At 46.0% G+C, this 22004-nt stretch carries 17 protein-coding genes and 1 other RNA gene; 1 reads left to right on the forward strand and 17 read right to left on the reverse strand.

From position 1 onward, the window contains the following. Window positions 1-1270: 1270 nt before the first annotated feature. The 5 genes from sdaAA to OEL90_RS14045 all read right to left on the reverse strand — a co-directional run bounded on the left by sdaAA (window position 1271) and on the right by OEL90_RS14045 (window position 6974). The gene (sdaAA, locus tag OEL90_RS14025; protein ID WP_300689551.1) at window positions 1271-2806 is read right to left on the reverse strand and encodes an L-serine ammonia-lyase, iron-sulfur-dependent, subunit alpha; all 1536 of its coding nucleotides are present in this window, start codon (window positions 2804-2806) and stop codon (window positions 1271-1273) included. A gap of 263 nt (window positions 2807-3069) precedes the next feature. Beyond that, window positions 3070-3411: a hypothetical protein gene (locus OEL90_RS14030; RefSeq protein ID WP_308207485.1), complete on the reverse strand. Its 342-nt coding sequence runs from the start codon at window positions 3409-3411 to the stop codon at window positions 3070-3072. Between the two features lie 525 nt (window positions 3412-3936). After that, window positions 3937-4227: an AbrB family transcriptional regulator gene (locus OEL90_RS14035; protein WP_300689554.1), complete on the reverse strand. Its 291-nt coding sequence runs from the start codon at window positions 4225-4227 to the stop codon at window positions 3937-3939. A 103-nt stretch (window positions 4228-4330) separates the two neighbouring features. Continuing rightward, complete coding sequence (locus OEL90_RS14040; RefSeq protein WP_300689559.1) at window positions 4331-5854, reverse strand: recombinase family protein; 1524 nt, start codon at window positions 5852-5854, stop codon at window positions 4331-4333. Continuing rightward, the gene (locus OEL90_RS14045) at window positions 5772-6974 is read right to left on the reverse strand and encodes a recombinase family protein (RefSeq protein ID WP_300689562.1); all 1203 of its coding nucleotides are present in this window, start codon (window positions 6972-6974) and stop codon (window positions 5772-5774) included. The genes OEL90_RS14040 and OEL90_RS14045 overlap by 83 nt, the downstream gene beginning before the upstream one ends. A gap of 371 nt (window positions 6975-7345) precedes the next feature. On the opposite strand from OEL90_RS14045, the gene OEL90_RS14050 reads away from it, so the two are divergent. Continuing rightward, on the forward strand, window positions 7346-8431 hold the full coding sequence (locus tag OEL90_RS14050) for a recombinase family protein (protein ID WP_300689565.1): 1086 nt from the start codon (window positions 7346-7348) through the stop codon (window positions 8429-8431). A gap of 302 nt (window positions 8432-8733) precedes the next feature. On the opposite strand, the gene ssrA is transcribed toward OEL90_RS14050, so the two are convergent. The 12 genes from ssrA to OEL90_RS14110 form a co-directional block, all read right to left on the reverse strand. Beyond that, window positions 8734-9090, reverse strand: a transfer-messenger RNA (tmRNA) gene (gene ssrA / locus OEL90_RS14055). A 148-nt stretch (window positions 9091-9238) separates the two neighbouring features. Next, window positions 9239-9742: an SsrA-binding protein SmpB gene (gene smpB / locus OEL90_RS14060; protein WP_300689568.1), complete on the reverse strand. Its 504-nt coding sequence runs from the start codon at window positions 9740-9742 to the stop codon at window positions 9239-9241. A gap of 184 nt (window positions 9743-9926) precedes the next feature. Continuing rightward, window positions 9927-10745 (reverse strand): Cof-type HAD-IIB family hydrolase, encoded by an 819-nt coding sequence (locus OEL90_RS14065; RefSeq protein WP_300689570.1) that lies wholly within the window; start codon window positions 10743-10745, stop codon window positions 9927-9929. A 3-nt stretch (window positions 10746-10748) separates the two neighbouring features. After that, window positions 10749-12887 carry a ribonuclease R gene (rnr, locus tag OEL90_RS14070; protein ID WP_300689573.1) on the reverse strand — a complete coding sequence of 713 codons (2139 nt, stop codon included), beginning with the start codon at window positions 12885-12887 and terminating at the stop codon, window positions 10749-10751. 164 nt (window positions 12888-13051) lie between these two features. Further along, entirely contained in the window at window positions 13052-15037 is a 1986-nt protein-coding gene (locus tag OEL90_RS14075; RefSeq protein ID WP_300689575.1) for a sodium-translocating pyrophosphatase, read from the reverse strand. A gap of 35 nt (window positions 15038-15072) precedes the next feature. Next, complete coding sequence (gene secG / locus OEL90_RS14080; protein WP_291404894.1) at window positions 15073-15309, reverse strand: preprotein translocase subunit SecG; 237 nt, start codon at window positions 15307-15309, stop codon at window positions 15073-15075. Between the two features lie 267 nt (window positions 15310-15576). Continuing rightward, entirely contained in the window at window positions 15577-16866 is a 1290-nt protein-coding gene (gene eno, locus OEL90_RS14085; RefSeq protein WP_300689580.1) for a phosphopyruvate hydratase, read from the reverse strand. Window positions 16867-16883: 17 nt separating this feature from the next. Continuing rightward, the gene (gpmI, locus tag OEL90_RS14090; RefSeq protein ID WP_300689583.1) at window positions 16884-18431 is read right to left on the reverse strand and encodes a 2,3-bisphosphoglycerate-independent phosphoglycerate mutase; all 1548 of its coding nucleotides are present in this window, start codon (window positions 18429-18431) and stop codon (window positions 16884-16886) included. Window positions 18432-18442: 11 nt separating this feature from the next. Further along, on the reverse strand, window positions 18443-19189 hold the full coding sequence (tpiA, locus tag OEL90_RS14095; protein WP_300689585.1) for a triose-phosphate isomerase: 747 nt from the start codon (window positions 19187-19189) through the stop codon (window positions 18443-18445). Between the two features lie 17 nt (window positions 19190-19206). Next, window positions 19207-20406 (reverse strand): phosphoglycerate kinase, encoded by a 1200-nt coding sequence (locus tag OEL90_RS14100; protein WP_334305969.1) that lies wholly within the window; start codon window positions 20404-20406, stop codon window positions 19207-19209. A 198-nt stretch (window positions 20407-20604) separates the two neighbouring features. Next, window positions 20605-21621 (reverse strand): type I glyceraldehyde-3-phosphate dehydrogenase, encoded by a 1017-nt coding sequence (gap, locus tag OEL90_RS14105; RefSeq protein WP_300689587.1) that lies wholly within the window; start codon window positions 21619-21621, stop codon window positions 20605-20607. A gap of 23 nt (window positions 21622-21644) precedes the next feature. Continuing rightward, complete coding sequence (locus OEL90_RS14110) at window positions 21645-21929, reverse strand: sugar-binding domain-containing protein (protein ID WP_308207486.1); 285 nt, start codon at window positions 21927-21929, stop codon at window positions 21645-21647. Between the last annotated feature and the right edge of the window lie 75 nt (window positions 21930-22004).

The following is a 22004-nucleotide window of genomic DNA, read 5'->3' on the forward strand; positions in this document are numbered from 1 at the left end:
GTCAAATATTGTAATTTTAATTTTTATTTATCTTTCATTGTATAAAACGGTAAACACGCCTTGCCAAAAATGCCTTCATCTTATCCTCACCTACCACAATCCACCCCCACTTAACCTCAAATTGTTCAGTTTATCTTTAAAGCCATTCAAATCAGCCATTAAACTTTTCAGGTTTATAAATATAAATATGAAACCTTGCACTACACAAGACTCATTAATAAATCCTTACTTCAAATAATTAACTCTCATCGAGAAAATTGTGTTAAACTTCAGAGCTAGAAAAAAGTAACATCTAACACCAACACTCAACAATTCTTTGGATTTGTAATCCAAAAATTTATTTACATTGGAAGCACTCAAAAGCCAAATAAAGGCTTCAATACATTCCAGGGTGGTTTGAGACATACTTTCCAGAACGCCGATGACATCGTCAAGCTTTACGAGTACGTTTTAAGTCGTAAAATCCTCCTTTTTATTAGGTACAGCAATTAACATGTTATTCACAGCAAGTTAATTGATAAATTTTTATAGTATTTTCATCAAAGCAAAAATAACGCGAACCCATTTTACTCACTCAGGTTCGCGCATTTCATCGTTCACTTTATTGTCCATCTTTTAATATTTTCAAGCATCTTTTCGAGAACAGTTTCGAAATTGATAAGTTCTTTAAACATTATTCCTTTTGCGAGATCACGATTGAACTCATCTCTAAAGATATTAACGCTGAAATCCGTAACCTTCATCAAGCCTGTCAACTCAGGCTAAGAAATGATTTTATGCGTTTAAAAATTAGACATTGCAATCATTTGAATTCTTTTTATACCAGTATCTTTAAGCCTTCGACCGAAAGCGTCCGCAAATTATTACATCACGTTTTCCGTAATATGACTCACTCAAGTGTCCCAATAAAAAGTATTGAGAGCTCTCTCGTCATCCAAATTCTAGATTCATTTGTATTATATTCCATTTCGTCTGATTTGTGTATAATTTTACAAAAATACAAAGCGTTTTTCTTATGGTTTTGATCTATTTATCTATTGTTAAATGCATATATGTCATCAGTGTGGAAAATTGTAGTTATAACAATCTTATGAGTCTCCTATTAGAAATATTCTGTAAAACTTCCTTAATTGCAAATGATACCAAGTTTGAAACATCCGGAGCATTGAACGTTGCCATAATCTGAGTCTCAAGATCCATTTAGAAAGTTAGTGCGCTGACATTGGAAATAAAATAAATCCTACAAATCCATTATATGCAAGTTTAAAAATTATTGTTGCAGACAAGCCCTTACAAATTTAGCGGTTTTTGTACAGGCAAGTCCGCCAATTGTACCTGATTTTAGTTCTGTTGGCAAACGTTGTTCTACATCCAGTAAAGCGTCAATCACCTCATCCGGTGGTATAAAACTTGTGATCCCTGCTAATGCCATATCTGCAGAGATAAAGGCATTGGCAACCCCCACTGCATTTCTTTTAATGCACGGTACTTCAATCGGACTTGCAATCGGATCACATACCAGCCCAAGAAGATTCTTAAGACACAATGCCATAGCGTGAACAATTTTAACAGGATCCGTTGTAAAAACACTTGCCAGACCGGCCGCTGTAATCGCACTTGAAACGCCGATTTCTCCTTGGCATCCGCCTACCGATCCAGAAAAAGACACACCTTTTTCATCAATAATTACCCCCATAAGTGAAGCGGTGAACAAGGCGTTGAGAATCTTGTCGTCACTTATACCGAATTCATTTTGAACAGCAATCATGGAGCCTGGCACAATACCTGATGATCCGGCAGTAGGTGCTGCAACAATGCACCCCATCGAACCATTATATTCCATAACTCCCAGCGCATATGCAACTGCAATAGGTACAATTCCACCAGAAATGGTGTCTCCGTTGTTTACTGCTTGCATGAGTTTTGCTCCATCTTTTCCAGATGCTAGTCCGTACAAAAGTTTGTTTTCTTCTTGACCTCTTTTCAGGGATTCTTTAATTACCTTCAGTTGCTTTTTCATCAATTCAACAATCTCTTCTTCGGAATTTCCTGAACGTCCCATTTCATATTGTATGGCAATTTCAGAAATTGTTAAGTTACTTTCCTGTGCGATTTTTACAACCTCTTCACAGGATGAGATCTTCTTGCATTGAGGTAATGTTCCACCATAAGTCAGCACCGGCATTACAACCGAAATTTTTTCGAGGTCTTTCAAGGTCTCAAGCTCTTTCTGAAGAGTTTCATCTATTTTCATAATCGAAGAAAAGCTGCTAACCGTAATTCCATCTTCACGAGTTCCTGATTGAACTTTAACTGTATTTGGTATTTCAAGTTCCGGCAACTTACCTTTGCTCCATACAATGATATGATATTCATCTGCTGCCAGTGAGATCTTCACGCAGTCAACAGCTGAAATAATTATGCTTCCTCCACCTACAGATGTACCAGTTATAGAATGAGAAACTCCCTCTGCATCAGTCATCAATAAATATGCTGTATTTTGAGGACTTCCTTCCGGAAGAAATCCCACTGATGTCTTCACACCCATTTTTTGAACAATATTAATCACATCTTTTAATTCCTCAGAACTCTCTGAAAACCCTATCGCACCACCAAAGAGTGCGGCATCACTTCTATGTCCAGAATACGTTGTTTTCATCTTAGGACTTAAATCCAAATGCATGCTTTGTGGCTGCATATTCAGGACTCGATATGCCATCAATCCAATTCTTGCCATACCAGCCGTATGCGAACTGGATGGTCCTATCATAATCGGTCCGACAATTTCAAATACACTTCGTGCCATTTTTTTAGCTCCTTTTTTGATTTATTTGTTTAACATGTTGTTTGGTGAGAATTCAATTTACTTTCAGTAGTTCATGAAGATTTTGTACAATTGATAATATTGCAAGTTTCGTACCAACTAAAGCGAATATAGCTATTCGGAGAGTTGTTTTTTTGTCAGTCCTCAACTTTAAGAACTTGAAGATATATTGTTTAAGGAGAAGGACTAAAATGGAAAAAGATACACTTCAGAGAAACGTGATGAGGCATTAAAATTAGCCGCCTTTAACTAGCGACTTGTTGAGCGTTGGCAACATTAAAGGGGCCGGTCAGCGATCTAGCGTACCCCACTGCCGCAGCGAGAACCACCACCGCCACGCCTACCAGGGCGTCATACCCCATCGAAATCGCCATCATAGCGATAAATGGAACGAAGATAATCCCCTGTTCAGCTAAACCGAAGGTCATGGCAAAAATGAGCAGCACAGCTAATATAAAGATGAAGGACCACGTTTCATGTCGTTTTCCCTTGAACTTAATGACCGCTTTGGCAATCAAAGAGGTGATGGCCCCTGTTTCTGTGAAAAGTCCGTAGCTTCCGCCGACGACCAGGATAAAGAAAATAATAACATTTGAAGATCACCGCCAGGATAATCAGAACAGCACTGATGACTTGAGTTTTGAAACTTCCTTCGCGCTCGCTTCGATTTTTTCACTAATTTGATTTCTGTGCTTCTTTAAGTTTAAAAGCTTACATTTATCTGATACCTCATGCCGTTGAAGCATGTAAATTCTGAGAAGACTATTCACACTAACTAAGTATCTCAAATTTTAGTAATCATGTAGTAATAATCTTAAACAAATGATCCAAAGAGTATAGGTTGGTATGACCTCGGAGTTCAGATTATTGCAAAATGTTTTAGACCACAGTTTATGGCTTCTCGCCTTGCTCATGGACAATGTCCAGGAGCAACAACTTTTGCTCTCTAGTTTTGTCAGTGTCACAATGCCGTTTATTGATTGGAACTTAAGCAAATTAGAAAACACCGCTTTGCGATCTCTCTCTTAAAGGATAGATCAATGCATTGCGGTGCTTTTTTTGTTTTGCAGGATATAGCCAATTTCAAAATCAACAATTAAGGCGTCGTCACTTCATTCTCGGTCCCAAATAGAATTATCACTTTTACACCTACCATATTTATCTACATCATTGGCTGCTATCTCCTTAATGACATCAATGCAGTCCTGACACATCAACTTCCCTTTGTACTCTTTAGTGCTCATAGCCGCGTTACAGATTACACAGCGTGAAACGAATTTTCGAAGGTTTATGGTATCCCCCTCAGTGAAGATTTCAACTCCATCCTTTCGCTCATTGTCATAAACTTTAAAGGTCTCACTCGCTAGTTCATCAATTATTCTTACATTAGCAGTCGCTTTCATAACAATTCTCCTCACCTTTTATAGGAAGTTTTTAACATTTAAATTCGTTAATCAAGTATTTACAAACTGCTTTAAAGTTACCATCACCAGATCCTTTCACAGTTTATTTAGTTACTACTTCTAATCCAATTCCCGAGAGAAATATCACGTTTAGTTCATCATTAGCACCTACCTCCATATGCGAAAGGGTCTTAATCACAAGTTCATAGGACGCCTCTTCAATTAATCCAACTTCCTCCACCAGCCTCATCAACTCTTTTGCCCGGTATGCCAGTAGCTTGTCTCCCCATTCCATGATACTTTTCCACTCAGTCTCAAAATCCACTTTATTCTCCACCATGTAATTCCAGGCGGTAATGAATGCTTTTGCTGGACTATCGACATCAATCTGAATATCTGTACAGTACATCTGCCGAGGCAGTGGATCCTTTCTTCTATTAATGTTATAAGCCTTCATGGATTTTCGGTGCAGGGGCTTAGGCGTGAACATCCGCCCTTCAATTCCGGACCATTTTTTCCCGTTAAAACTCTTACACCTTAGGTATGGTCTATTATCTTCACCTACCCTTTTAGATTCATATCGACAAAATGCTGAAGCACATGTCCCGCAGAAAATCTTGTTCTCAAAAGGATTTAAGCCCTGACTATGATAATTCTTAAAATTATGTGCTTTCAGAAATTCATCACGCCGTGCGAACTCCATCTGCACCAGTTCCCAAGTCTCTTTATCAATGATGGCCGGATGGGAATTTTCAAGATAATATTTATGAAGTTCTCCCTTATTCTTCGCGCGTTTTTTAGTTAAGTAGCATGTATTAAAGGTTTTTTGAAACATGGTGTCCCCCTTGAACTTTTCATTTTTCAGTACCTTAGTGATATGACTCACGCACCACTGTTTTCCGCCGTAGGCCATTGGAAGTGACTCATGCGTAAATCGCTTAGCAATCTGATAAGGACTGTAACCATCAAGAAACTCTTGATAAATTCGTTTGACCAGTTCTGCCTGATCTTCGTTAATCACAAGATCGCCATTTTTATCCTTATCGTATCCGAGGAATTTTCCACTTGGGATGCTCCTGATATGACCTGCAGCATATTTCTTATGAAGCCCCCATTTGATATTCTCTGAGAGGTTTTCACTTTCTGCCTGATGAAAAGCAGACATAAGCGAAATGAGGAGTTCACTATTCGTCCCAAGTAGACGAAAATTCTCGCTTTCAAAGTACACATCAATGCCGAGACTTTTCAGCTCACGAAGACAGTTTAGACAGTCCAGGGTATTTCGACCAAACCGTGAGAGGCTTTTTGTGATGATCATGTCAAATTTACTATCCCGTGCGTCCTGCATCATTTGTTTAAATTCATCGCGCTTAGTAAGGTCCGTTCCTGATATACCTTCATCCGCGTAAATCCCAGAAAAGATGTATTCCGGTCTTTCACAAATGTAGGACTCGTAGTACTTAACCTGCGCCCGGTAGCTCACCAGCTGGACCTCACTACCCGTCGATACGCGGCAGTAGGCTACGACTCTGATCGTTTTTTTCTTATAATCCGTAGGACCTGCGATACTCTGAAGCGGGTATAAGACGGAAATCTTTCTTGGCGCTGATATTTCTACCTTCTTCATAATCAACCTCCACAAGCACTAACGGCTCAGTTAAATTTAAATCTTTCGTCAGTTCCTGAAGATCTGAGTCCCAGATGTTAATGCCTTTACACTTTGATAATCCATTCCGCAAATAATTATGGCAGTGCCAAAACGGCCGCTTCTTATAATCCGTACAGTGCGTAAGTGACGCCCCACAATATGGACATTTGATCATACTGGTTAGAGGATACTCTTTTCGTCTTCGCTTCTTCCTTGCTTCCTGAACCTTGTCCCAGTCTTCTCGGGAGATGATGCCAGGATGGGCGTCCTTCACAAAGTACTTTGGCATCTGCCCCCAATTCCGTACTTGACGTTCTGCCTCATTTTTATAAGCCTTTTGCTGTAGCATATCTCCGACATATTTTTCATTGCCGAGGATGCTTAAAATTCTGCTGTCTATCCACGGATTCCCTAAGTAACTTGGAATGCCTGCTTCATTTAGCATTTTTGCGATTTTAAGACCTGATAAGCCCTGCAGGTAGAGTTTAAAGATCAGCCTCACAATCTCAGCTTCATCTTCGTTGATAACGAGCCGCCCATTTTCATCCTTCTCATAACCAAGTAAGCGATTAGTATCAACCAGGACTTCACCACGCTTAAATTTACTTTGCATGGCCCATGCAACGTTTGATCGTACGGCCTTTCGTTCTTCTTCTGCGATGGCAACAAGGATCGTCAGCATCATCTCCCCTTCAGAACTGAGAGTATTAATGTTTTGTTCTTCGAAAATCACCCCAACACCGAGGTCTCTCAGTTCACGTACTACTTCAAGCAGCATCAGCGTACTTCGAGCAAAACGTGATATGGATTTTGTAAAGATCAGATCAATCTCGCCGGCTCTAGCCCGAGTAAGCATTTCCTGAAAACCAGGTCGACTCGATTTGCTACCTGAAATGCCAGCATCGGAAAACACTCCGGCAAAGGAATAGTGTGGGGAGTTTGAAAATTTCTTCTGATAATATTCAGTCTGGTTTTCAAGGGACTTAAGCTGCGGATCATGTCCGGTGGAAACGCGTACATAAGCACAAACCCTAGTCAGACCCTGAAGCGGCAATGGTATCTTCTTTTTCGTAATCTCCGTGACGATAGGTTTCTTCACGACTTCTCACCTCCCCCAAAATAAAAAATTACCATACCGCTACACGTAGTAATCGCTCAGGCAAGGTAATAAGTCAAGTTATATGAGATTTAACCCCGTAATCGTCCAGATTTAGAGCACGAAATAAAATAATGTAATTAGTTAGGACACAAACAATCGACTAGAGACTGAATTTCGGCCAAAAAAATCAAAAATATGCCCGACTGGGCACAATTCCCATTTTGCACCCCTCAAAACAAAAATGCACCCTCCCCATCCTTCAAATCGTTGAACATTAGGATGGGAGGGTGCATTTTATCAATTGTTGTGGGTGTTTCCAGGAAGAAAGTCGCTCCATTTCAGAGAATGTGACTTGGGGGCAGCGCAAGCGAATGGCAGACGGCAAGGTCAGCCTTCCGTACAAACAATTCCTCGGCTACGAGAAAGGTGAGGACGGCTTACCGCAAATAGTTCCTGCCGAAGCAAAAATTGTTCGGCTCATCTTTCGTCTCTACATGGAGGGCAAGACATTCTCATCAATCGCCAAACATCTTGAACGGCACAACATTCCGTCACCTGCAGGTAAGAAAACGTGGCAAACGGCGGTGGTTCAGTCAATCCTGACCAACGAGAAATATAAAGGCCATGCCCTACTGCAAAAAACTTTCTGTGCAGACTTCCTCACGAAAAAAATGGTCAAGAACGAAGGACAGGTTCAGCAGTATTATGTGGAAAACAGCCATCCCGCCATTATCGAACCTGATGAGTTTGATGCCGTTCAGCTTGAAATAGAGCGACGTAAGAACCTCGGCAGACCCACAAGTAGCACGAGTATATTTGCATCCCGACTTATCTGTGGAGATTGTGGCGGTCGCTTCGGCAAGAAGGTCTGGGGCAGTTATAAGGGCGACAAGACCTACCGCAAAGAGGTCTGGCAGTGTAATGATAAATACAAACGGCTCGGCAACCCCGGAAAAGGATGCCAGACGCCACATATCACCGAGGAAGTGATCAAGGAAAGGTTTTTAGCCGCATTCAATCAACTAATGCATAACCGCGATGGGCTGATTGAAGACTGCCGACTTGCTCAAAATGTCCTTTGTGACACCACGGCAATTGATACAGAACTTGCCGAATTGTTCCGTGAAATTGAGGTTGTAACCGAACTATCCAGAAAGGCAATTTATGAAAATGCCCGATCGGCAGTAGACCAGAAGGAATGGACGGAGCGTAACAACGCCTATCTCGAACGCCACCGTAAAGCTTCAGAGCAAGTCGATGCGTTGGAAGCGATCAAGCGAGAGCGCCTTGGTAAGGGCAAAATCATCGAAGGCTTCATCAAAGACATTGAGAGCCGACCGTTTGCCATAGCCGAGTTCGACGAAAAACTGTGGCTTGCTGTAATCGACCAAGTGACGATCAACCAAGATGGCGCAATGACATTCAGATTCAAAAACGGATTGGAAGTCACAGCTTAACATTCAACTATTTACGGCTCGCCAATCGGCGGGCTGTTTTTTTTGTCGTAACAGTATCTTATAACGATTACAAGGCAAATAGTTAAAAGATGCACACCCCCAGAGGTCTAATCGTTAAAAATAAGCACTTGGCAGCCACAAGTTCGTGTCAAGTATCCTTCGAAAACGGCAGCTCTAAAACACCAACTATTGCTACAAGGCAGAAAGCACAAAGCCCGAAAACGGCTTAAATCAAGCACTTTCGGGCAAACAAAAAACCACCTGCTGACAAAATTCCTTTTATCAATAGATGGTATTTGATTTGGTGGAGGCGAGGGGAGTCGAACCCCTGTCCAAAAGCCCTTTGCCATCAGTTTCTCCGAGCGCAGTCACCTATTTAAATTTAGCCATCACTCACTCCTGGTGACCGGATTGAGGTCAGGCGATCTTCAATTATACCGCTCTAGAGTCGAAGCATCCTTAAGAGCTGTTCCCCACGATATGACGTCAGACCCCGGGGGCGTAGGCTACCTCGGGCTGACGAGCAGACTAAGCTGCTAAAGCGTAATTTTTGTTTGCGTTTAATTTAAGGTGACCCAGTTCTTTAACGTGTACCCCAGGTCAGGAAACACGGCTCGCTTCCAATGACTCTAAACCCCTGTCGAAACCAATACGCCCCCATGATATGGGATCAGCAGCACTTTGCGCAAATAGCACAAAGCCCGCAGGATCAACGTGTTCCAACCGCATTTCAGAGAGTCGCTCTCAAATGCCTTCTAACATCTCTCAATGCACTTAACCTAAAGCACTTGCCTTTGTTCACTTACCCTAGTACTTCTGCCGTTCCCTCAGCTCTTTCTGAATGTTGCGCTCTGAATCCCGCTTCGCAATGGAATCCCGCTTGTCATACAGCTTTTTGCCCCTTGCAACCGCGAGTTCAAGCTTGACCAGATTTTTGCTGCTCAAGTAGAGTCGCAGCGGAATCAAAGTATAGCCCTTTTGTTGAATGTAGCCGGTCAGTCTCGAAATCTCCTTCTTGTTCAGAAGCAGTTTACGTGAACGAAGCGGATCCACATTGAAGACATTGCCCATTTCGTAAGGACTGATGTGAAGGTTGTTCACGAAGACTTCGCCGTCCTTGACCTCGGCATAAGCGTCGCTCATACTGGCGCGTCCCATGCGGATCGACTTGACCTCAGTGCCGGTCAGAACCACACCTGCCTCAAAAGTTTCCTCTATGAAGTATTCATGTCTGGCCTTTCGATTTTGCGCGACCGTCTTTTCAGGACGCTCCGGTTTCTGTTGCCCCGTGCTTTTTTGTCGTTCCGCCATGCTTCTCACCTTCTTACCTTTTCATCCTTCTAAGAATATCACGAACAGGCGTTCTCGTCAAGTGGCTCGCGCTTGCCTGAACCAATCCACCTGCAGCTCCTACAACAACTGACTTCCGCCTTCAGCGCTTGAATGACCATGACCATCGGCAAAATCCTTTGGACATGGTCATTCAAGCAGAAGCCTACGCCCACTTAAACACCGCTTCGAGGGCCCGCAGTACACCTTCCTCATCATTTGACGCCGTGACGTGATCCGCCACATCGTGGACAAACGCCTCCGCGTTGGCCATGGCCACACCCATGCCGGCGTATTCCAGCATCTCCAGGTCATTTTCGTTGTCCCCGAAGGCCATGACCTCTTCACGACTGACGCCCAAAATCCCGCACAGCCGCGCCAGTGCCGTCCCTTTGTTGACGCCAGTCAAAAGCACATCATAAATGGTATCCAGGGACTTATAGCCCGTGATCCCTTCAATGGCCTCAATCTCCCGGCGCATCTCAGCCGAGCGCTCCGAGTTGTCAAAGTGAAAGCCAATTTTGTAAATGTTCTTCTGCTCAAAGAGCGCCAGCGCGTCCGGCACCAGCTCCGTCCGAACACGGTGCTCCGGCGGATGGTCCTTTGAGATCCGCTGAAAATAAGCGATCAGCTTCTCCATACGCTCGCTGTAAATCGTTTCCTTGTCATAGAGGTGGAAATAGACGTCGTAACGCCGCGCAATCTCCAGAACTTGTCTGCCGATGGTCACCGGAATAGGCGCCCCATACAGCAGCTCATCCGTGACGGGATCCACAATGACAGCGCCATTGCAGCAGATCAGCGGCGTCGTGATGCCAATCTGATCCGCATAACGCTTGGCGGCGCGGTAAATCCGGCCCGTCGCCAGAGTGAACCGGGCGCCGGTGCGCATCAAAGCCTGTAATGCTTCTAAAGTCTCAGGCGACACCTGTTTATCAGAATTTAGCAGTGTGCCATCCATATCTGTTACGATCAATTTATACATTGTCTACTTTTCCTTTGCTTCAAGATGTTGGAGATACTGAAAATCCACCTGGCGCTGATCTACATCCACGCGGACCAGCTTGACCTCAACCAGGTCGCCTATGCTGAAGCGCTTTCTGCTTCTCATGCCGACCAGGGCCATACTTTTCTCATCATAATCGAAGTCGTCCATGATTTCAAGACTCGACATATGAACTAACCCCTCTACAGTGTTCGGCATCTCGACGAAAAAGCCAAAGCTGAGGACAGAGGAGATCAGTCCGCTGAAGATTTCTCCAACATGATTGGCCATATATTCCGCTTTTTTCATGTCATCTGCGTCACGCTCGGCCTGCTCAGCCACACGCTCACGCTCGGAGGACTGAATGGCCGCTTCTTCAACAATGCGTCTGAGGGAGGCGATCCGGCGCTCTGAGAGCTTGCCATTTAAAGACTCCTTAATGATCCGGTGGATCTGGAGATCCGGATAGCGGCGGATTGGTGACGTGAAGTGACAGTAATATTCCGCAGCCAGACCAAAATGACCTTCATTGAGCGGGGAATATTTCGCCTGCTTGAGGGATCTGAGCATCAGCTTGTTGACCACGTGCTCTTCCTTATGCCCCTCGATCTGCTCCAGAATCTGCTGAACGGTTTTGGGCTCAATGCCATCTTTCCCAATCTTAACTTTCACGCCAAGATTGTAGAGATATTTTATAAAGGTTTCAATCTTCTCTTCATCCGGATCTTCGTGGATCCGGTAGACAAACGGAAAGTCCATTCGGTTGTAGTGTTCCGCTACCGTTTCGTTGGCGATCAGCATGAATTCCTCAATCATGCGGTTGGCCACGCGGCGCTCATCCAGTATGACATCAATGGCTTTGCCATTTTCATCCGTAATAACTTTGCCTTCGGCAAAGTTGAAGTCCACAGCACCGCGGTCCATTCTACGTTTTCGAAGGATTTTCGCAAGGGCTTCATAGAGCTTCAGTTCAGGCAACAGGTCCTTATACTTTTCGACTATTTCCGGCACAGCCTTGTCTTCCAGAAGATCTGAGACGTCTGTGTAGATCATCCGGTATTTCGAACGAATGACCGACTCATAAATCTCATGCTTGACCACTTCCCCTGTTGGCGTAATCTCCATATCCACGCTAAGGGTAAATCTGTCCACATCCGGGTGCAGGCTGCAAAGGCCGTTGGAGAGACGTTTTGGAAGCATTGGCACGACCTTGTCCACCATATAGACGGACGTTCCGCGGTCAAAGGCGTCCCGATCCAGTTCAGACCCTTCTTTGACATAGTGGGTGACGTCCGCGATATGGACGCCGAGAACCAGGTTGCCGTTTTCAAGGGTGTCAATGGAGATCGCGTCATCCAGGTCTTTGGCATCCGCGCCGTCAATGGTGATAACGAGTTCCTCCCTGAGATCACTACGCCGCTCAAGTTCTAAAGGATCCAACTCTTCCGGGAAGGAAGCCGCTTCAGCTTCAACCGCAGGCGGAAAAGCTTCAGGCAGATTAAACTTGCGAATGACAGAAAGAATGTCCACGTATGGATCGCCTTTTTTACCCAGGACTTCAACTATGGTGCCGCCGGGAATCTTGGAGCCCTTAGGCCAGTCGGTGACTTTCAGCACGACCATGTCTCCGTCCATAGCTTGCCCGGTATTCGCGAGATGGACATAGAAGTTCGTTCCAACCTTGGGATCCTGAGGCTCGACCAGGCCATACTTCTTGTACAGCTTAAAGGTTCCGACTACTTGTGTGGCCCCCCTGGAGAGAACTTTAACCACGGCGCCTTCGCGGCGGCGACCATCGGCAGAGCGCTTTGTTATTTTGACCAGGAGAGTGTCACCCTGGAATACGCCTTCCAGCTCAGGCTCAGGGAGGAAGATATCATTGCCCTTCTCTCCGGGCACCATAAGGAAGCCAAAGCCGCGCTGGGCAATGTCGACCTTGCCTATGGTCATGTCAAACATTTCCGGAGTTCCGTATTTTTTCTTCTTGGTAGCCACTATGGTACCCGCCGCGGCCATTTCCTCAAGGGCGCTATAGAACAGGCCCTTGTTCTGGGCGCTGACTTCCAGATATTCTTCAAGAACATAATCAAAGACAGGCTGTTTATAGTGGTTTTCTATGGCGTCGAGAATTCGGTCTTTCATGGGAAACCTCCTGTTAGGGGATCATCTGGTTGGAGTCGACAGTGGAATTTTCGCGCAAGTCATTAAGCGCTAAATTATTGTTTATATACCCTAACCATCGGCAAAAGAAACTAAAAACCCCTCCGGACACTTCACAGCGCCGGAGGGGTCATAATCACACAATATTAGAGCAGTGATCCGAATTGGATGAAGACAGGCGCGAATACGAGCGCAACGATTGTCATCAGCTTGATCAGGATGTTGATGGAAGGACCGGACGTATCCTTGAACGGATCGCCTACCGTGTCGCCAACGACTGCTGCCTTGTGTGGCTCGCTGCCTTTGCCGCCGTGGTGGCCTTCTTCAATGTATTTCTTCGCATTGTCCCATGCGCCGCCTGCATTGGCCATGAAAATCGCCATGAGAACGCCTGTGACGAGTGCGCCGGCAAGCATGCCGCCAAGAGCCTCAACGCCAAGGATCAGACCCATGGCAATTGGAGAAATAACCGCCATAAGTCCTGGAATCATCATTTCTTTAAGGGCCGCAGCCGTTGAAATGTCAACGCACTTGGCGTACTCAGGAACCGCTTTGCCTTCCATGATGCCTGGAATTTCGCGGAACTGGCGGCGAACTTCTTCGATCATTTCATAAGCAGCCTTACCAACGGATTCCATAGTCATTGCAGAGAACAGGAACGGCAGCATGCCGCCAATGAAAAGACCCACTACGACATTTGGATTGAGGATGTCGATCTTTTCGATCTGTGCCGCAGTAGCAAAAGAAGCGAAGAGAGCGAGTGCCGTCAGAGCAGCAGATCCAATGGCAAAACCTTTGCCGATGGCTGCAGTCGTGTTGCCCACCGCGTCAAGTTTATCCGTGATCTTACGGACTTCTTTAGGCAAATCGCACATTTCCGCGATACCGCCAGCGTTGTCCGCAATAGGACCGTAAGCGTCGACTGCAACCGTAATTCCAGTTGTAGAAAGCATTCCGACAGCTGCAAGCGCGATGCCGTAAAGGCCCATGAACTTGTAGGAAACCAAAGTCGCAAGTGCGATCAGGATGATTGGCACTGCTGTGGAATACATACCGACAGCGAGACCGCTGATGATCGTCGTAGCAGGGCCCGTCATGGACTGAGCCGCAATTTTCTTAACGGACTTGTAATCACCGGAGGTGTAAATCTCAGTGACTTGACCGATCAGGGTACCAGCGATCAGGCCAGCAACGACGGCGAAAGCAGCGTTCATATTGCCAAACGCCATATTGGAGAGAACAAATGACGCAATGATAACGATGCCCGAGCTGACATAAGTGCTCATTTTAAGCGCTTTGTGAGGATTTGACTTCTCGTCGCCTTTGACGAAGAAGGTTGCGATGATAGACGCAATTATACCCACTGTTGAAAGTGCGATTGGATAAAGAATACCCGGCTCGCTGTAAAGAACAAAGCCAAGGGTTACAGCAGCGATAATGGAACCGACATAGGACTCGAAGAGGTCAGCGCCCATACCAGCGACGTCACCAACGTTGTCACCAACGTTGTCTGCGATAACCGCAGGGTTTCTTGGGTCATCCTCAGGTATGCCGGCTTCAACTTTACCAACGAGGTCAGCACCGACGTCAGCCGCTTTTGTATAGATCCCGCCGCCTACACGGCCAAAGAGCGCGATTGAGGATGCACCAAGACCAAAACCGGTAATGATGGTACCGTCTCTGAAGATCAAATAAAGAACTGTAACGCCTATAATACCGAGTCCGACAACGGACATCCCCATGACTGCGCCACCGGAAAAAGCAACGGATAATGCACGGTTCATGCCGCTTTCCTTAGCGGCATTCGCAGTACGAACGTTCGCCTTGGTAGCGACCTGCATGCCAATAAAACCTGCAAGTGCAGAAAAGAATGCACCTACAAGGAAGGACACACCTGTTTGCCAGTTGATGCCAATTGAAATAATGACGAATAAAACCGCGGCGAAGATGACCAGCGTCTTGTATTCTCTTCTCAAGAACGCCATGGCACCGTCGTGAATGTATGAGGAAATTTCCTTCATACGCTCGGTTCCCACATTGACCGTGTTGATCTTTGCAGAAACGAGGTAGTAAGCAAACGCCAGAGCAAGGAGTCCTGCAACCGGTGCTGCGTAAATCAAGCTGAAACTCAAATCTGTCTCCTCCTTAAAAGTGTGATGATTTTATTTTATCTGCCCTGAAGATAGACGAGCAGAAGCGTACATAAAATGAATGCGATCGCTGCAATTTTGGTAATTTTGTCTAATAAATCGTCATAAGCTCTGCCTTTTTGCTTTCCGAACAACTGCTCTGCGCCGCCGGCGATTGATCCTGAAAGGCCTGCGCTTTTTCCTGAATGCAGCAGTACGCTTGCGATCAGGACGAGTGATGCGATTACGACGATGATCATCACAAATGTATCCATTAATTATTTCCTCCTCAATGAGTTGTTTACCATGGATTATTCTAACATAGTGATTTTGTTAAATCAACTGGATTTGTATATTGTATATTTAGAAACTTTCGGTGAAAACTGAACTATTTGTTGAAATTGCAACACATTGTTAACCAACTTGCATTTTATAAAATCTTAGCCGAAAGAAAAGGAAGGAAAATGGTGCGGGTGGCCTTCAGGCTTCTCGACACCAATTTCCCCCCTCTCACTCTTCTGACACTTCGCTGAGGATTTTAATTATTTTAGATTGTAGAAAGCGCTGAGTCCTGCGTATTTAGCAGACTCGCCCAGCATTTCTTCAATGCGGATCAATTGGTTGTACTTCTCAACACGGTCTATTCTGGCAGGCGCGCCAGTTTTAATTTGACCTGCGTTGAGAGCGACAGCCACGTCTGCAATGGTGGAATCAGAAGTCTCGCCGGAGCGGTGAGAAATGACCGCAGTATAACCGGCGCGTTTCGCCATTTCAACAGTGTCCAAAGTTTCTGTGATGGAACCGATCTGGTTCAGCTTAACGAGAATGCTGTTGGCAGTATTGCTCTCAATACCGCGAGAGAGACGCTCAACATTTGTAACGAAGAGGTCATCACCAACGATCTGGATTTTACTGCCCAGCGTGTCCGTCATCAGCTTCCAGCCCGCCCAATCCTCTTCATCAAAACCGTCTTCGATTGAGATGATAGGATATTTTTCGACGAGTCCGGCATAGTAATTGACGAGTTCTTCAGAAGTCATTTCGACGCCTTCGCCAGAAAGCTCATATTTGCCCTTTTCTTTATTGTAGAATTCTGACGCTGCTGCGTCTATAGCAAGACGGATATCTTCGCCAGGCTTGTAGCCAGCTTTTTCGACGGCTTCCAAAATAACTTTAATCGCTTCTTCATTGGATGCCAGGTTAGGCGCAAATCCGCCCTCATCACCTACACCCGTCGCCAGGCCTTTTGACTTGAGTACTGACTTCAGAGCGTGATAGATTTCTGCGCCCATACGAACAGCTTCGACAAAGCTCTTAGCGCTGACCGGCATAACCATAAATTCTTGAATATCCACGTTATTGTCCGCGTGGGAACCGCCATTGAGAATATTCATCATAGGAACCGGAAGGGTTTTTGCGTTGACGCCGCCAAGATACTGATAAAGCGGAAGGCCAAGGGACTTCGCAGCGGCTCTGGCTACTGCCATAGAGACACCCAGGATGGCATTCGCACCGAGTTTGGCTTTATTAGGCGTTCCATCCAGCTCAAGAAGGATGCGGTCGATTTCAGTCTGGTCAAAGGCACTCATGCCAATCAATTCAGGTGCAATGATCTCATTGACGTTGTTGACGGCCGTTAAAACACCTTTCCCAAGGTAGCGGGACTTATCGCCGTCACGGAGTTCAACAGCTTCGAAAGCGCCTGTGGAAGCGCCTGATGGAATACCTGCGCGTTCCATAGTGCCGTCTTCGAGGTAAACTTCGACCTCAATGGTTGGGTTGCCTCGTGAATCGAGAATTTCTCTGGCATAAATGTCCATTATGGTTGACATAATAAAAATCCCTCCAATTAATTTTCTATCAGGCTTATGCCTGTCATTTCTTCAGGCTTGTCAAGGCCCATCAGTTCCAGAAGCGTCGGTGCCAAATCGCAGAGTTTGCCGCCGCTGCGGAGTTTTTTGTCACTTTGGGTAATTAAAATGCACGGTACCGGATTGGTCGTATGCGCTGTAAAATTTTCATGGGTTTCGTAATCAATCATCATTTCTGCATTGCCGTGGTCTGCTGTGACAATTGCGCTGCCTTTCAATGCCTCCAGCTTTTCCAGAATCCTGCCCAGACACTGGTCCACGGTTTCGACAGCCTTGACGGCAGCATCGAAATCACCGGTGTGACCTACCATGTCAGGATTAGCAAAATTTAGAACTATCAAATCATACTGATGGCTGTCCAGGGCTTCCAAGACACCCTCCGTCACCTCCGGTGCACTCATCTCAGGTTTGAGATCATAAGTCGCGACTTTTGGCGAAGGAATCAATTTGCGATCCTCCCCAGGATTCGGGGCCTCAACACCACCATTAAAGAAAAAGGTGACATGGGCATATTTTTCAGTTTCAGCTATTCTGAGCTGCCGCTTGCCCAGGGCACCCAGATACTCGCCCAGTGTATTGTTAATGTCCTGAGGCGCATAGGCTACGTTGACATTTGGCATAGTGATGTCGTATTGCGTCATACACACATAGTGGAGTGGGAAGTATTGGTGATTGAAGCCGTCAAAAGTCGGATCCACCAGCGCGCGAGTTATTTCCCTTGCGCGATCCGGTCTGAAATTGAAGAAGATTACAGAATCCCCTTCCTGAATCTGAGCGACCGGTTTGCCGTTTTCCTGTATGACGACCGGCTCGACAAATTCATCCAATACCTCTTTGGCATAAGAATCCTTTATTGCCTGCAGTGCGCTTACAGCACTGTGACCTTCACCGTGGACCAAGGCGTTGTAGGCTCGTTCCACCCGCTCCCAGCGCTTGTCGCGATCCATAGCATAGTAGCGGCCGCTGACTGTAGCAATTTTACCTTTAACATTTCCTTGTGCCGGCGCTAAATGTCCCTCAAGCTCTTCCACAAATCGCAGCCCGCTGGTTGGAGAGGTATCCCTCCCATCCAGAAACGCATGAATGAAGACTTTGTCCAGCCCTCTTCCTGACGCGAGATCCACCAGAGCCTTTAAATGTTCAAGATGACTATGGACGCCGCCGTCAGAAACCAATCCCAGCAAGTGGAGCTTGCCGCCGGTCTTCATTGCATTGTCCACTGCACCGGCCAAGGCAGAATTCTCATAAAAGTCGCCGTCTTTGATGGACTTGGTTATTCTTGTCAGTTCCTGGTAAACAATTCTTCCGGCGCCAATGTTCAGGTGCCCGACTTCTGAATTGCCCATTTGCCCATCCGGCAGACCGACATCCATACCGCTGGCCCCCACTAGTACATGGGGTCTGCTCTTCACCAGACGGTTGAAAACGGGGGTTTTGGCAGCTTCAATGGCATTGCCTTCCAAATTCTGATTGTATCCCCAACCATCTAGAACAATCAGCATAACAGGTGATTTAATTGATTCCATGGCACATCTCCTTAAAAGTTGACAAGAGAGAGAAAACTGTCCGCCTTGAGACTTGCGCCACCCACCAAAGCGCCGTCAATGTCGACTTCATTCATGATCTCTTCAATGTTGTCCGGCTTAACGCTGCCGCCATATTGGATCCGGACTTCCTCAGAAATTACGTCGCCATATTTCGCCTCAACAAGGCCTCTGATAAAACCAATGACCTCCTGAGCCTGAGCAGCCGTGGCGGTCCTGCCTGTGCCAATCGCCCATACCGGTTCATAGGCAATGACTGTTTTCACAGCCTGCTCTGACGAGATCCCTTCAAACGCTGCGTTAACCTGACGACGGACAACCGCTTCAGTGCTCCCCGCTTCACGTTCTTCCAGAGTTTCGCCGCAGCAGACAATAGGCAGAAGTCCTGCTTTATGGGCTTTTTTGAGCTTAAGATTGACAGTTTCATCTGTTTCATTGAAGTACTGCCGCCGCTCTGAGTGACCTATGACCACATAGGTGGCTCCGGCTTCTTTCAGCATCTCCGCTGAGATTTCTCCGGTGTAGGCGCCCGAATCCTCAAAATGCATATTTTGCGCAGCAATTTTGATTGGTGTTCCCTCTGCCGAGGCTCTTAGCGGCTGAATTAATGTAAACGGCACACAAAGCACCACTTCGACTTCAGTTTCGCCGAGTTCCGCGGCAACTTCTCTAATAAAGTCACTGCCGCTTGTCATGTTCATGTGCATTTTCCAATTACCTGCGATAATAGGTTTTCGCATGAATGTCCTCCTGATTTTTAAGCGTTTCGATCATCAAGTGCCGCAATACCCGGCAGCTCTTTTCCTTCGAGGAACTCCAGCGAAGCGCCGCCTCCCGTGGAAATGTGGGTCATTTTGTCCCCGAAGCCTAATTGATTGACCGCAGCCGCGCTGTCCCCACCACCTATGACGGTGATCGCATCTGACTGCGCCAATGCATTAGCAACTTCAAAGGTCCCCGTCGCAAAAGACTTGAATTCGAATACGCCCATTGGTCCATTCCAGACCACAGTTTTCGCGCCGGTAATGACGCGCTTGAAATTTTCGACAGTCTTAGGACCAATATCAAGCCCCATAAAGCCCTCTGGGATTTCAGCGTCGCTTGAAACCTGAGGTACGGCGTCAGCGGAAAATGCGTCCGCATAAACGTGGTCGACAGGAAGAAGCAGCTCAACGCCTTTTGCCTTTGCTTTCTCGATCATTTCGAGGGCATATTCCATTTTATCAGTTTCAAGCAAAGAAGTCCCGATATTATATCCTTGTGCTTTCAAGAATGTGTACGCCATGCCGCCGCCAATAATCAGCGCGTCGACTTTTTCAAGAAGATTGCGGATGACTTCGATCTTATCTGAAACCTTGGCACCGCCGAGAATAGCGACTAGCGGCCTAACCGGCTGTGTCACTGCTGCTCCAAGATACTTCAGCTCTTTTTCAATCAAATAACCACAAACAGATTCATCTACAAATTCAGTGACCCCCACCGTGGAAGAATGCGCACGGTGTGCGGATCCAAAGGCGTCGTTGACATATAAATCAGCAATAGAGGCTAAGTCTTTGGAAAAGGCTTCACCATTCTTGGTTTCTTCACTTCTGAAACGTGTATTTTCAAGCAGTATGACATCACCTGATTTCATACCCTCCACCGCTGCCAGTGCTTTAGGCCCAACAACTTCCATTTCAGCTGGGAATCCTACAGGAATACCCAAAATCTCTGACAAACGCTTTGCAACAGGTGCCAGTGAAAATGCAGCGAGATTGTCTCCTTTAGGCTTTCCAAGATGTGAACACAGGATTACCTTTGCGCCATTTTCCATCAGGTAGCGGATCGTTGGCAACGCGCCGGTTATTCTGCTTTCGTCAGTTATAACGCCTTCTTTTAATGGTACGTTGAAATCTACCCGAACCAGGACACGCTTGTCTTTAACACTGAGATCCTCAACACTTTTCTTATTGTACACCATATTAAGCATCCTCCCTCTCTAAACAAAAATAATTCCAAACCCCTCAATGCAAAGCATTTGCTCCACAATATGCTTGGTATGGCATGATCTGCCACATTCCCATTATTATGAAAAACCCGGACCGGCTGAGGATCCAATGCGCCTTCGCACGAATACCACTTCTCCGGTCCGGAGTTCGATTCAAATCGTTTAAGCTTAGATCCCTTTACCAACCATGTAGGACACCAGGTCTACGACGCGAGCTGAATAACCCCACTCATTATCATACCAGGAAACGACTTTCAGCATGTTGTCGCCAATGACCATAGTCGAAAGGCCATCAATAATAGAGGATCTCTCATCCATTTTGTAGTCCATGGAGACTAGCGGTTCATCAGAAAATCCGAGGATCCCTTTGAGAGGGCCTTCCGAAGCCGCTTTCAATACTGCGTTAACTTCTTCAGCTGTAACTTTCTTCTCCGTCTCGACAACCATATCAACAATTGAGACTGTAGGTGTAGGCACGCGAAGCGAGAATCCATTGAATTTGCCTTTCAGCTCTGGAATGACCAGTGCAACAGCCTGAGCAGCGCCGGTTGAGGTTGGAATGATGTTTTCCGCTGCGGCGCGGGCACGACGGAGGTCACTGTGAGAACCGTCCAGGATTCGCTGATCATTTGTATAAGAGTGAATAGTCGTCATCAAGCCCTTGACTATGCCAAAATTCTCAAGGAGCACTTTGGCGAACGGCGCGAGGCAGTTCGTCGTGCAGGAAGCATTGGAGACAATGTGATGCTTTGAAGGATCGTAAAGACCTTCATTGACACCCATGACAATGGTGATGTCCTCTTTTTTCCCCGGGGCAGTCAGGAGGACTTTCTTCGCGCCGCGCTCAATGTGCTTGGCAAGCTCTTCGCCTGTTCTAAAGGCACCTGAGGCTTCAATGACAACATCAATGTCATGCTCCGCCCACGGCATATTTTCGAGCTTTCTTTCAGATGTAATTTTAACTTCCTTGCCATTGACGAACAAACTGCTGCCTTCAGCATAGACTTCGCCGTCAAATTTTCCAAAAAGCGTATCATACTTCAAAAGATGTGCTTGGGAAGCAGCGTCTTTTGGTCCGTTAATCAGGACAATTTCAAAATTTGGATCTTTCAATCCTGCATAAATTCTAAATGTATTTCTTCCAATTCTTCCAAAACCATTAATTGCTACCCTTGTCTTTCTCATAGTTCATCCTCCTTGAGTGTAAGTTATTTTGTGTCATTTAGAATTGCTCTTGCTACTGCTTCATCCGTGACCAGAATCAGCCCCGAATGCAGTTTACATACAGAAACTATAGCGTCCTTTTTTCCCAGCCCGCCGGCAACAGCCACGGGGCTCTGTATGGCTCTGAACCGCTCAAGGGTTATGCCGATAGTGCTGATCTCATACACAATCTCGCCCTCACGGTTAAAGTAATGTCCAAAGGCTTCTGCAACTGCGCCCCTACTCTTAATGATACAGGAGTTCTTCTTCCGGAACCTGATCCTCTTTATAGATCTTAATGCTCCTACGGGTCAGAATGGATTGGATGGTTTCATTGGTCAGCACAAGATTTTCCCCTTTCGAAT

This window comes from Acidaminobacter sp. (assembly GCF_030247605.1).
Classification (GTDB): domain Bacteria; phylum Bacillota; class Clostridia; order Peptostreptococcales; family Acidaminobacteraceae; genus Acidaminobacter.